The organism is Paenibacillus sp. ACRSA (genome assembly GCF_022346845.1).
In the GTDB taxonomy this organism is placed as follows: Bacteria; Bacillota; Bacilli; order Paenibacillales; family Paenibacillaceae; genus Paenibacillus.
This window is the reverse complement of record NZ_JAKRNP010000012.1, coordinates 83649-97006: the sequence shown is the minus strand read 5'-3', so window position 1 is coordinate 97006 and position 13358 is coordinate 83649. Positions and strand designations below refer to the sequence as shown.

General features: G+C 46.2%; 9 protein-coding genes. 8 read left to right on the top strand and 1 reads right to left on the bottom strand.

The genetic code is table 11. From position 1 onward, the window contains the following. Positions 1–208, top strand: a 208-nt coding sequence (locus MH215_RS24595) for a hypothetical protein (protein ID WP_239293716.1), incomplete at its 5' end; no start/stop codon positions are given. A 117-nt stretch (positions 209–325) separates the two neighbouring features. Here the strand turns inward: MH215_RS24595 and MH215_RS24590 are convergent. Then, positions 326–1681: a dipeptidase gene (locus MH215_RS24590; protein ID WP_239293715.1), complete on the bottom strand. Its 1356-nt coding sequence runs from the start codon at positions 1679–1681 to the stop codon at positions 326–328. A gap of 229 nt (positions 1682–1910) precedes the next feature. Here MH215_RS24590 and MH215_RS24585 point away from each other — a divergent pair, with 229 nt between their 5' ends. The 7 genes from MH215_RS24585 to MH215_RS24555 all read left to right on the top strand — a co-directional run bounded on the left by MH215_RS24585 (position 1911) and on the right by MH215_RS24555 (position 13291). Beyond that, positions 1911–4316: an AraC family transcriptional regulator gene (locus MH215_RS24585; RefSeq protein ID WP_239293714.1), complete on the top strand. Its 2406-nt coding sequence runs from the start codon at positions 1911–1913 to the stop codon at positions 4314–4316. Between the two features lie 55 nt (positions 4317–4371). Beyond that, positions 4372–4551, top strand: a complete 180-nt coding sequence (locus MH215_RS24580) for a hypothetical protein (protein ID WP_239293713.1) — start codon at positions 4372–4374, stop codon at positions 4549–4551. Between the two features lie 50 nt (positions 4552–4601). Next, positions 4602–5576: an ABC transporter permease gene (locus tag MH215_RS24575; protein WP_145049842.1), complete on the top strand. Its 975-nt coding sequence runs from the start codon at positions 4602–4604 to the stop codon at positions 5574–5576. A gap of 23 nt (positions 5577–5599) precedes the next feature. Continuing rightward, on the top strand, positions 5600–6487 hold the full coding sequence (locus MH215_RS24570) for a carbohydrate ABC transporter permease (RefSeq protein WP_056702765.1): 888 nt from the start codon (positions 5600–5602) through the stop codon (positions 6485–6487). Between the two features lie 12 nt (positions 6488–6499). Next, complete coding sequence (locus MH215_RS24565; RefSeq protein ID WP_239293712.1) at positions 6500–8011, top strand: extracellular solute-binding protein; 1512 nt, start codon at positions 6500–6502, stop codon at positions 8009–8011. 208 nt (positions 8012–8219) lie between these two features. Beyond that, on the top strand, positions 8220–11570 hold the full coding sequence (locus MH215_RS24560; protein ID WP_239293711.1) for a glycosyl hydrolase: 3351 nt from the start codon (positions 8220–8222) through the stop codon (positions 11568–11570). A gap of 104 nt (positions 11571–11674) precedes the next feature. Continuing rightward, complete coding sequence (locus tag MH215_RS24555) at positions 11675–13291, top strand: glycoside hydrolase family 43 protein (RefSeq protein WP_239293710.1); 1617 nt, start codon at positions 11675–11677, stop codon at positions 13289–13291. The last annotated feature ends 67 nt before the right edge of the window (positions 13292–13358 follow it).

The window sequence follows — 13358 nt, the reverse complement described above, 5'->3', positions numbered from 1 at the left end:
CCCCAAACCCCAAACCCCAAAACTAAAAACAAAAAATACTTTAAATCAAAAAAGCAAACGACCCGAAGGCCGTTTGCTTATAATCCCTATACCCTACCCCACTAAAAGGTGGGGCTTTTATCTTAAAATCAGTTCATTGGTGCAGCAACGTAGTGGAGGGGACGAAATCGATTCTGGAGAAGCGGAGCGTTCGCCTTTATCCCCGTGATTTCTCCCTTTAGAAAAGGGAATCGAAGAAATCTGGGGATAACAGCGATCGTAAGAACGATTCGTCACCGTAACGTCTACGATGCACACCCCCAATGCTCTGCTTTTAACTAAAATGCTACAAACTTCTCAAAAATTGAACAATCGTAAGCAACCCTTTGTCGAAGTTCTCCAGGTTGAAGTGTTCATTCGGTGCATGAAGGTTCTCATCAGGCAAGCCGAAGCCCATCATGACAGCCGGAACTTCAAGTACACGTGAGAGTTTTTCAACAATCGGAATGGAACCGCCATCTTTTGTGAAGAGGGCACGAACGCCATATACCTGCTCATAGGCATCTGCTGCTTTTTGCAGAATAGGGTTGGATGGATCTGTATTGAATGCAAAAGCTTTCTCAATCTGTTTCACCTGTAACGTTGCACCAGGTTGAACGTGAGCACGTAGGTGTGCCTCGATACGATCGAGCACCTGTTGCGGATCTTGATCGGCTACAAGACGGCACGTAATTTTGGCATGAGCCTCTTTTGGAATAACCGTTTTGGAACCCTCACCTTGGAATCCACCCCATACCCCATTTAACTCCAGGGTTGGACGTGCTCCAACGCGTTCCACGAATGAGTAACCTTCTTCACCATACAACTGCTCCAGACCAAGATCCTGACGAAGCTGTTCTTCGTTGAAGCCTTGCTTCACGAATTCTTCTCTCATCTCAGGGGACAGGGGCAGAACGCCATCGTAGAACCCATCTACACTAACGCGTCCTTGTTCGTCATGTAATGAAGCGAGCAGGGAAACGAGTGCATGCAGTGCATTTGGAACACCGCCACCAAACGAACCTGAATGCAGATCCGTGTTAGCAGTGAACAGATCCACATGAAGCGAGCAGAGACCACGCAGACCTGTAGAAATCGCGGGTTTACCTTTTTCAAGCAAGGATGTGTCGGAGATGAGTACCATGTCAGCACGCAGCTTGTCCGTATTGTCATTAAGATAGATTGGCAGGTTTGGACTGGAAATCTCTTCTTCACCTTCGATGCAGAACTTCACGTTAACGGGCAGTTCCTTGTTCTCTGCCAGCAAAGCTTCTACCGCTTTGATATGTAAGAAAATTTGTCCTTTATCATCCGTTGCTCCGCGAGCATACAACTTCCCGTCACGTACGGTAGGCTCGAATGGAGGTGTGTCCCACAGGTTAAGTGGATCAACAGGCTGTACATCATAGTGACCATAGATCAATGCGGTTGGTTTGCCAGGTGCATGCAAATGATCCGCATACACAATCGGGTGTCCCGCTGTTTGAATAACCTCAACATTCTCCATGCCTGCACGCGTAAGTGCATCTGCTGCCCACTGTGCTGCGCGATTAATGTCCTCTTTATGTTCCGAAATGGCTGAGATACTTGGAATGGACAACCATTCATTCAGTTCGGCCAAGTGCTTATCTCTGTTTTGTTGAAAATACGTTTGTTCTTTCATTATTAATAAGCCTCCTTCATGTTCTGCTTCATCCTATTGTAATCCATTTTTACGGGTTAATAAAACATTGGTTAAAAAACGTTACACTAAATCTCGTTTCATTCACTGGGAAATATTGAGTATAATATAAAAAAAAGATGTCATTCACAGATCATACAAACCACTCAGTAGGGAGATGGAGCAGTTCCCATGACAGACAGATTACTCACAAGCAGGCAGGTGACCGCTGATGGAGCCAACTAGTCGTGTACGGGACATGGGTCGTTTTTTTCGTTTGCCAGAAAGATGGACGAGGCGACAGAAGGGGCGTTTCTATCGAAACAGCCTGATGCTTATTTTGTTGATTGCGAGCATTCCCGGTCTGATTACAGGAATTGTGATGTATGGGTTGGTCGTGAATCAGATGGAGAAAGAATTCAATCAGATGCACCAGAACCAGATTGAGAACCGGGCGCGGAATGTAGATGATCAGCTCGCTTATTTGGAGATGACCTTATCGCACTGGGCTTTCGAACCCAGATTCGGCAATGCACTCCGGACGCTGGATTTTGTATATTTTTTCAAAGAAACACAAGAGATTGTAACGACATTGTACGTTCTTCAGGGCTCGCATCCGTTAATTCAATCTGCACAGCTATATTTGAGGGAACCGCAGCCGATCTTATTCAATCGGGAGTATAACGAACTGAAGGACGAGGCGCAGATTGAGGCGTATGATCGATACCTAAGTATGGGCAATCATGTGTATTGGACAGATTGGGTATCTGGTCAACAGGAAATTAAGCAATCCCTGAACTCCAATCCCAGCTTGTTACATACAGGTGCAAGCGATGCTCTCGTTCTTGTACATAAAATTCCGGGAGAAAGTGTCAACCCGTTCGGTGCCCTAATCATCACACTGGATAACCAAAAGATCGCAAGCTTATTGAAAACGCTTACTCCGTATGATGAAGGACTAACTTTTCTGATGGATGCCGAAGGCAATACACTGATTACTGGTAATACAGACTTAGGCGCTAAGGATCCAGCCTTTGAACAGCAGCTAAAAGAAGCAGTCGCCCTGCACAAGGATAGTCATTCTTTTCTATTCAAATATGAGGATCAGACCTACTCCGTATCATCCGGCTCGTTGAGCCGAATCGATGCGGATTGGACGTACGTGTCTGCAGCTCCATTGACCTCGGTTACTTCACCCGTCAAGCTGGTATCCAAAATTATTGTGATCGCGAGCATAGGCAGTCTAGTACTGGGGCTACTCCTGTCGTGGTTTGCTTCACGTCGAATCTATTCACCGGTTGCACGGATGGTTCATCTGTTGACGCCTGGAAGAAACGAAGCATCTGCCGGTGTGAAATTAGACGAATTCCAACTGTTAGAGCAGCACTGGAATGAACTGACTTCAGATCGTCTAACAGCTCACCGCCAGCTACAAGAACAACTTCCCCATCTGCGGGACAGCTTTGTATTACAACTGGTACAAGGTCATCTATACGCATACAACGAGCAGGATCTACGCCGACGTATGACAAACCTTGGATTTGAGGTCGAAGGTCAGCAGTTTTTGTTATTGCAGATGTATTTTACAGGACATGTAACATTACGAGAAAGGTTTGGTAGCCGGGATACAGGACTGATTACGTTTGCCGCAGCCAACATTATAGAAGAGGTTGCGAAGGGTCATTTTAGCCAAATAAGTGTGATGAATTTCCACGATCTATCCTCGGCGATGTTAATTATGGCTCCAGAAGAGCATTCCTTGAAGCCACAAGCATTGTTGTGGGGAGAGGAACTGATGGAAGTGATTCACCGAACATTGAAAATGCAGGTGACCGTAGTAGTCAGCCGCCCAGCCGCAACGTTGCAGGAATTACCGAGTTTATTCGTGGAGATGGAGCAAGCGGTCGTTTATCGAAGTGTGGGGGCGGGCAGCCAAATCCTTGATCTAGATGATGAGCAATGCTTCAATCAAACGGAAGGAGCAACTTATCCGCTTGGACTGGAACGCGACTTTATTCAAGCACTGAGATTAGGGAAGCGGGATGAGGCAGAACGGGGGATGGAGCAATTTTTGACCGAGGTGACCCGAACCGATAGCACGGAATTTCAGGTACAGCAGATGATGCTTCAGTTATTGGGCAGTATTCAGCATGTCATGCTGCAAACGGGCGTTATTCCCTACCAGTTGTTCGGCGGTTGTAACATGTATGAACGATTGTCGAGTATTCGTGAACCAGCACAGATGATGCAGTGGATGAAGGAGAAAGTGATTAGACCGTATATGCAAGAGATCGAGCTTAGATCTCAAGAACCGCTTAAGCAGGTGGTGGAGCGTACGATGCAGTACATTGATGACAACTACAGCAACGATATTTCATTGGAAGCATGCGCTGATCTGGAACAGATGACGCCTTATGCTCTCAGCAAGGCATTTAAACAGATTTCAGGAATGAATTTTATTGATTATTTGACCCAGGTACGTATGGAGACCGCGAAAAAGTTATTACGTGAGACATCGATGAAAATTAATGATGTTGCAAGCGCAGTAGGATACCAGCATAGTTATTTTAATCGAATCTTCAAAAAACAAGAGGGTTCCACACCGAGCCAGTATCGGGATCAGTGGTTTACATCTTAATCGATTTTCAGAAGCTTCGTTAGCCGGGATTCCTTAAAGGGATTCCGGTTTTTTCGTGTTTTATAAAGGTGGCTGGGGTGCAAATACAAATAAAGAGAAGATGGCAAAAATGTGCAATCCTCTTCTCCAAAATGTTGCAATTCAAGAGCGCTATTGGCGCTATATCGGGCTTTGTACAGGTATGAGAAGTGCTAAGCAAAAAATGAAGGTTGCCGGAAATGAGGGCGCTGTATAGTCTGAGTATCAGATAATTTGATAACGCTTACATGAATGGAGGGAGAGGACATGAACGGGAAGAATGGAAGTGCCGCTACAACAACGCAGGCGGACATTTCTAGTTACTCCGTAAAGCGGGAGTCCAACTGGAAGCGGCAGATCAAGCGAAATAAATGGTTATACGTACTTGTACTTCCCGGTTTTCTGTACTTTGTGATCTTTAAATACTTGCCCATGTGGGGAATCGTTATTGCTTTTCAGGATTATCAGCCTTTCCTAGGGATTCGCGATAGTGAATGGGTAGGATTTGAGAACTTTACGACCTTTTTCTCGAATCCAGACTTTTTCCGATTGCTACGGAATACGTTGCTGCTCGCCTTATACGATCTCATTTTCTTTTTCCCAGCACCGATCATTATTGCACTCCTATTAAATGAGATTCGAACAGCCTTTTTCAAAAGAACGATTCAGACGCTCGTATATGTACCACATTTTGTATCTATGGTGATTATCGCCAGTATCACTTACGTATTTCTGACACCTCAGGGTGGAGTGCTGTATGAGCTAATTGCGATGATCACAGGTAAACCCATAGATGTCCTATCCAGCCCGGATACGTTCCGACCACTGATCATTATTCAGATGATGTGGAAGGAGATGGGGTGGGGGACAATCATTTTCCTTGCAGCTCTTGCGGGAGTAGATACAGAGCAGTATGAAGCATCCATTGTGGATGGGGCAGGGCGTTTACGCCGAATGTGGCATATTACCCTGCCAGCGATTCGTACCACGATTGTTATATTACTCATTCTAAGACTCGGAAACTTTCTGGACACAGGATTCGAGCAGATTTACCTGATGACGAACTCACTGAACCGGGATGTAGCGGATGTGTTCGATACCTATGTATACACCGTGGGGATTACGCAAGGTGCGTTCAGCTACAGTACGGCCGTTGGACTCTTTAAGTCTGTTGTGGGGATTATATTGGTTCTTGGTAGTAATAAGCTTGCCAAAAAGTTTGGTCATCCCGGTATTTACTAATAGACCTTAGGAGGTAACCGTTCATGAACAGTCGTCTGTACAACAGCCCTGCTGGCAGAGTATTTGATGTGCTCAACTACATCATGCTCGGCGTTCTGGGGTTACTAACCGTTCTTCCTTTCTTGTATATTATAGGGAATTCATTTGCGACCGAAGCTGAAATTACCGAACGCAGTTTTTTCCTTATTCCTAAGGTGTTCTCCCTTAGCGCATATGAGTATATTTTTTCATCCTCCACGATGTTTCGAAGTATTGGTGTATCCATCTTCATTACCGTTGTAGGTACGTTCGTTAACTTATTCTTCACATTGACGATGGCGTACCCGCTGTCTCGCAGCGACTTCTGGGGACGGAACATGCTAATGAATATGGTCATTTTCTCCATGTTGTTTGGGGGAGGCATGATCCCAACGTATCTCGTCATTCGTGGTCTTGGATTGCTTGATTCCTACTGGTCTTTGATGCTTCCTGGCGCGATCAGCGCTTTTAACCTTATTGTTGTCAAAAACTTTTTTCAACAGATGCCGCCTGGGCTAGAGGAAGCGGCTCGCATCGACGGCTGTTCTGATCTTGGGGTGCTGTGGCGTATTGTTTTGCCATTGTCCAAACCGGTCATTGCTACCTTTGCGTTATTCTACGCCGTGGGACATTGGAACAACTTTTTCTCCGCATTGCTCTACATTTCCGACAGTACCAAATGGCCGCTGCAAGTCATGTTACGGCAAATTGTACTGCTGTCGCAGGCCAGTGTTGGAGATATGGCGAACATGGATCCCAACTTTGTTAAACCACCGGAACAGTCTGTGAAAATGGCAGTCATCGTTGTGGGTACGATCCCAATCTTGCTGGTGTACCCGTTCTTGCAAAAGCATTTTGCCAAAGGTGTCATGCTTGGTTCAATTAAAGGCTAAGGGGGAGAATGTATGGGACAACCAAAAACAGGATTGAAGAAAATGGCTCTTGTACTTTGTGCATCTATGTTATTAAGTACGGTGCTCGCTGCATGTAGCGGGGAACAACAATCAAATACGGGAGAAGCGGCGAGTGGTACAGATCAGTTGACGATCATGCTCCCTAATTTTGAAGCAGAGAATCCACCGGAGAATAGTCCGGTTGTACAGAAGCTAGAGGAGATGACCAAGGTAGATGTTAACCTTCAATGGGTGCCCAGCAGTTCGTATGAAGACAAATTCAATATCACCTTAGCTTCAGGCAAGTTGCCGGATATTATGGTGGTACTTGGTAAGTCGCCGAGTTTCATCAACGCAGCTCGAACAGGAGCATTCTGGGAGCTTGGCCCTTACCTGAAGGATTATCCAAACCTTAGCCAAATGAATGAGATCATTACGAACAACGCTTCGATTGATGGCAAAACGTACGGTATATACCGGGCTCGCGCTCTAGGTCGCAACGGGGTAACCATTCGTAAGGACTGGCTGGAGAATCTGGGGCTCCAAGAACCGAAAACAATTGATGAATTCTACAATGTATTGAAAGCGTTCACGAATGATGATCCAGACGGAAATGGCAAACAGGACACCTACGGGCTGGTGGCAAGTAAATTCACAGGTCCATGGGATAACATGCAGGTATGGTTTGGTGCACCGAATAAATGGGGCGAGGATAGCAGTGGGGCTTTAGTTCCAGCACACGATACACCAGAGTATATGGAGGCATTGCAATTCTTCCGTAAAATTTATAGTGAAGGTCTGGTGAACAAGGACTTTGCAGTTATGGATGCAACGAAACTTCCAGATCCATTTGTAAATGGGCAGGCTGGCGTCATGGTGGATGTGGCAGATAATGCACAACGTATGGATCAGAAGATCTTGGAGAAAGATCCAGCAGCTACAGGACGTGTGGATGTATTGCAAGCGATGGAGGGGCCAAAAGGTCTGCGTGATATGCCAACGTCTGGGTACTCTGGGATGATCGTTATTTCCAAGAGCGGTGTGAAAACGGAGGAAGATCTGAAGAAGGTACTGACATTCTTGGATCAATTGAATGAACCAGAGCTTCAAGCATTACTCGGCAACGGATTAGAAGGTCAGCAGTATGAGAAAAAAGGCGATTACATCATACCTACAACAGATAAACTGGCACTGCGGGATGTACAGGGATTGAATCAGATTCTCATGTTTATTCCTGAGGACAAAACGTTACGTATAGAACAAACTCCTGTTCGACAAAAGGTTGCTGAGGTTCAGAAGGCCAATGAAGAGATTGTCATCGCGAACCCAGGTGAACCACTGATCTCGGATGTATACGCGCAGAAGGGGCCACAGCTTGATAACATCATCAATGATGCTCGTATTAAGTTCATTGTAGGACAGATTGATGAGAAAGGCTTCCAAGATGCGGTTGCTTTGTGGAGAAAGAGCGGTGGTGACGAATATGTCAAAGAAGTAAATGAGCTATACGCTGCGCTCAAATAGTCTTTATAGTAAGCCCGGTTGCCGTTAGTGTCGTAGTGCAGGCGGCCGGGTTATTCAATATTCAACCATTTTAACAATTTTTTTGTGAATTATGGCTTCCCAGCATTCGATTTTGTTGTATAATCAAAGCGAAACAAACCCATTTGAACTAAAATGAACGATAATGGAAGATGAACAACCACTCTTATGTATTTGGGAGGAAGGCGACATGTGGAACGGGGATGCTTTTGAAAATCCCGAGGCGCAGTACCGGGTTCATCCCTTTTGGTTTTGGAATGGGGATATGGAAGAAAGCCAGATCAAGCATCAGATCGCAGAAATGCATAAGCAGGGCGTGGGTGGATTCTTTATATGTCCGCGTCAGGGACTGCAGATTCCTTATTTATCTGAAGCGTGGTTCGATAAGGTAAAAGTAGCTACCCAAGCTGCGGATGAACTTGGCATGCAGGTCTGGTTGTATGACGAATATCCATATCCGAGTGGTATGGCTGGGGGCGAGGTAACACTTGAATTCCCGGAAGCGAAGCAACGTCAGCTTATCCATCATCATCTGAATGTACAAGGTGACACATTGCTTGATCATGAGCTACCCTGGGGACGTGTGTTACATGCCATAGCTGTTCCTAAGGATGTACAAGGTAAACGCTCATGGCATGAATCCATTAATCTACGTGGATTCATTGGTAATGTGCAGACAGATCAGGTGTACCAGGAGACGGGTCTGACTTCGTATAACCGCAAGCGATTTTTTACATACCATACAGCTTTTCGCTTGTTGTGGAAGGCTCCGGCTGGAGAATGGGAAGTTATTGTATTTCAAGAAGAAGAGATCGATGATTTTAAATATTACGGGAACTTTGTTGACCCTTGCCATCAGGAAGCAATGAGTCGTTTCATCGAACTCACCCATGATCGCTACAAGTCAGTTTTTGGAAAACAATTTGAAAGCGTAATCAAAGGTGTGTTTTCGGATGAAATTGCACCTCTAGGGAAGATTCCTTGGTCACCACAATTGCCTAGTTACTTCGGTGAACGTTGTGGTTATAGCCTCATTGAGGCTCTACCTGCGCTGTTGTATGGGGATGTTCCGGATTTTGAGCGAATCCGCTATGACTATTATCAATCCCTGCACCTTTTGCTCCGTACTTCTTATCATAAGCAAGTTCACGACTGGTGCGAACAGGCTGGAATTCAATATGCGGCAGAGGTTCCTGGTGTGCGTATGACGACACAGCTATACAGCCACATGCCAGGTGGAGATTCCGCCCATGAGAAGATCGGACGTTCGTTATCCTGGATCCTTGAACGCTACGGAAAAAGAATGCGCGACAATCCCAAAATGGTCAGCTCACTAGCTAGACAACTGGGACGGGAGCGAAATCTGATTGAATGTTTCCACAGTGTAGGCTGGTCAATGACCCTACAGGATGCCAAATGGATGATTGACCGAATGGCGGCCATGGGCACGAATTTTTTCAACTTTCATGCTTTTTTCTACACGATTGGTGGGCTGGCGAAGCATGATGCTCCCCCTTCACAGTTTCTGCAAAACCCGTACTGGGAACACTTTCGGGAACTCGGTGACTACACCGGAAGATTAGGTTACCTGATGAGCACAGGGGCAGCCGATATCCGTATCGCAGTGCTCGATCCAACGACTACACTCTGGAGTTTAATGGGGAATCCGCTCCATGGCTTCGAATATAGCGGAGAAGACGAAGCAGAAAAGGCAAGACTGGAAAGGCTCACCAATGACTGGATGAGGATGACTACGTACTTATTACAGAGCAGACGGGATTATGATCATCTTGATCCTGAACTTCTGGCGGAAGCACGATTGGTGGATGGCAGGATTGAGATAGGCACAGCTCGGTATGAGGTATTGATTCTCCCACCCTTGCTGAATTTGGAAGCAGCGGCGTGGAAACAAGTGAAGCATTGGGTATCACAGGGTGGGATCGTTATTTCTGTTGGGTTGCCTCCGTATATACCCATTCAGCAAGGAAGCCCTACAGGGGATGAAGCAGCGAGATTTTTCGGAGCTGGCGAACATCCAGAGATACAGTATTGGGATAATGGGCAAGAAGAACAGGATGAAGGCAAGTCTCTATGGCGGCGCGGAGAAGGAAAGGCTTATTTTCTCCCTACGGCAGGTAGTGATTCGATAAATCGGACTGTACTTGAGTCGATGTCCTTGCTTCTGGATGAGGTTCTGTCTGAACCCGTACGTTGGGTGATGGAGAAGGAAAGTTCTTCACTGCTTATGCAGACCAGACAACTGTCTAAAGGCGAATATATGGTCTTTTTAACTAATCAGGAAGATCAATGCTTAGAAGGTGAATTGAAGGTCACAGTTGATGCATTATGGGCAGTTGCTGAACGCTCACCTAACAAAGGCTTGCGGGTAGAGCGACTAGATTTGGAGCAAGGTCAACGGTGTCCACTCCCCATTTATCATCGTGCAGACGAAGAGTATATTTCGCTACAAATCGCACCTTATGAGGCACATGCTATAAGACTAACATGGGATGATGAGTACGATTCAGCAGAAGAACAGTTCACAGAAAGTGCAGAGAAGAAGAAATCCGCTCTCAGTGTAAGTACTGTGGTTAGAAGCATTGATGAAGTTCATTCAATAACCATCCCTTCGGAGGGACCTTGGCGACTTGAAACGGTTCAGCCTAACGTGCTGCGTATGGGACATTTCCACCTCACGGCTAAAAATTACAACGGTGTAATTTTCGAGAATAGCCACTCTGAGGTCAAGCCGTTCATTGATCAGGCAGCAGAATGTTCAGTGCATAGCTCGCTTCCGCTCCAGTTTAATCAAGTATTCGGCACACCGAAGAAGCCATCTATTGCTTATCCCTTGGAGTGTCACTACGCAACTTCGTTTGAACTAAGAACAGCTCTAGCGGATTGTCTATTATTCATGGATCGAACGGCAATTTCGGGTGACTGGACGTTGACGATTAATGATCATGCCATCCGTCCTGATGCGTTCAAGTCGGTTCAGATTACGGATTTTGACAATATCGGTTATGACATTACACCATGGTTGCACAGCGGTCTTAACGAACTCAAGGTTACCGTTCAGATTACGAAGGATGAGGACGGAATCGTTGACCCTTTGTACTTACAAGGACGATTTGGAGTGGAGTTTCATCATGAGGGTATGGCTTCCTTAGTTAGGGAACCAGACACGGCCGTGCAGATTCAACCGGAGCCTCAAGCGTTATATCCACATTTTGCTGGAGAGATGATCTACAAGCGAAGTCTTTGGCTGGATCAACCGAGCACGAATATTCCGTTCTTCGAACTAAAATTCAGCGATTGGCGAGTCCAGGATGTTACCGAAGTTCTGGTCAATGGATATAGCCTCGGTGTGCGCTGCTGGTCTCCTTATCGCTGGAGAGGCCAATCTTCATGGCTTCGTGCCGGAGATAATGAGATTGAAGTACGTGTGACCAATACATTAGTAGGTTTGCTTGAAGGCACGTATTTTGATTCCTCCAGTCATCAGCTTCGTGAAGCAGGTTGGAGACAGGCTGATGGATAGATTGTCCGAGCACGCTTTCATGGTAGCGTTTTAAATTTGCGTCATGATGAATTGAATAAATGGAGTAATCACTACTTTGGAGCCAAAAGGAAGGGAGTAATCTAATGGCTACATCTCAATCCAGTCTAGAAAGGTTTGAACCGATCTGGGTCGCAGATCAGGGGGATGGAACCTATCGTAATCCCATTTTGCACGCGGACTATTCGGATCCGGATGTGATTCGTGTAGGCGATGACTTTTACATGACTGCTTCTAGCTTCTCACATACACCAGGATTACCGATTTTGCATTCAAAAGATTTGGTGAATTGGAAACTCGTGAATTATGCCATTGAACGGTTGGATCTTCCGGGGTATGACGTCCCTCTACATGGTAAAGGTGTGTGGGCACCAAGCATTCGCTACCATGACAACAAGTATTGGATCTTTTTCAGTACACCAGACGAAGGCATCTTCATGACAACAGCGACACATCCTGAGGGAACCTGGTCACCTCTTCATATGGTGCATGAGGTTAAGGGGTGGATTGACCCTTGCCCATTATGGGACGATGACGGGCAGGCTTACCTGGTGCATGCATTTGCCAACAGCCGCTGTGGGATCAAAAGCAAAATTCAGGTATGCCGTATGGCACCGGATGGAAGCCAGCTTTTGGATGAAGGAGTGATCGTATTTGACGGTACAGAGCATCATCCAACGTTAGAGGGACCTAAGTTTTATAAGCGAGATGGAGATTATTATATCTTTGCTCCCGCGGGTGGGGTGAAACCGGGATGGCAGACCGTATTACGGTCGAAGCAGGTGTTTGGCCCGTATAAAGATCGAATTGTCATGCACCAGGGTTCTTCCTCCATTAATGGCCCGCATCAAGGTGGATATGTAGAGCTGGATTCAGGGGAGTCTTGGTTTATCCATTTTCAAGATCGTGATGCTTATGGACGGATTGTTCATCTACAGCCCATGCAATGGGATGAACAGGGCTGGCCTATCATTGGCCTGGATCAAGAAGGCCACGGAACTGGTGAACCTGTGATCTTGCATAAGAAGCCTGACGTAGGAAGCACACACCCCGTAGTTGTGCCTGAAGTCTCGGATGATTTTACAGCGGATCGTCTAGGACTTCAGTGGCAATGGCAGGCCAACGCACAGCCTGAATGGGCTGATCTGAGTCCAGAACAAGGACTCATTTTGCACACGCTTCCATATCCTGAGGGTGTCCAATCGCTATTTGGTGTTCCACAAATATTGATGCAAAAGTTACCGGCGTCAGCCTTTGAAGCTACGACTCAATTGACCTTTCACCCGAAGAAGGCTGGCGATCAAGCAGGACTCGTTTTGTTTGGTGATGCTTATGCCTATCTTTGTCTCACACAGACTGAGGAAGGGAACATTCGTTTATCTCTGAATCGTGGAGAGAAGCAAAAGGATAGTGATCTGCATGCAGACGAATGGGAGGAAGAAGGGCTGAACTGGAAGGGAGAAGGCTCACCCGATTCCGGTTGGACTATTCATTTACGGTTTACCCTTATCGAACCTGCCCATGTACAGTTTAGCTGGAGTGAGGATGGCGTGAGTTATACACCGATAGGCACAACATTTGTTGCAACCACTGCACTATGGGTCGGGGCTAAGATGGGACTGTTCGCTATGAATATCAAGTCTGAACCTAGTGAAGGCCAAGGGAATTACCGCTATTTTGCCGTAAAGGAAATTCAGGAATAACCGTTATCGCTGCATTGTTCTGTTGATCAGAATAAGGCGCGAATACGGATTAAATATAGTCGCATTC

Excerpts from the sequence above, each read along its gene's own strand:
- MH215_RS24590 (WP_239293715.1), bottom strand. The coding sequence starts at position 1,681 with ATGAAAGAACAAACGTATTTTCAACAAAACAGAGATAAGCACTTGGCC.
- MH215_RS24570 (WP_056702765.1), top strand. The coding sequence starts at position 5,600 with ATGAACAGTCGTCTGTACAACAGCCCTGCTGGCAGAGTATTTGATGTG.
- MH215_RS24565 (WP_239293712.1), top strand. The coding sequence starts at position 6,500 with ATGGGACAACCAAAAACAGGATTGAAGAAAATGGCTCTTGTACTTTGT.
- MH215_RS24585 (WP_239293714.1), top strand. The coding sequence starts at position 1,911 with ATGGAGCCAACTAGTCGTGTACGGGACATGGGTCGTTTTTTTCGTTTG.
- MH215_RS24575 (WP_145049842.1), top strand. The coding sequence starts at position 4,602 with ATGAACGGGAAGAATGGAAGTGCCGCTACAACAACGCAGGCGGACATT.
- MH215_RS24555 (WP_239293710.1), top strand. The coding sequence starts at position 11,675 with ATGGCTACATCTCAATCCAGTCTAGAAAGGTTTGAACCGATCTGGGTC.
- MH215_RS24560 (WP_239293711.1), top strand. The coding sequence starts at position 8,220 with ATGTGGAACGGGGATGCTTTTGAAAATCCCGAGGCGCAGTACCGGGTT.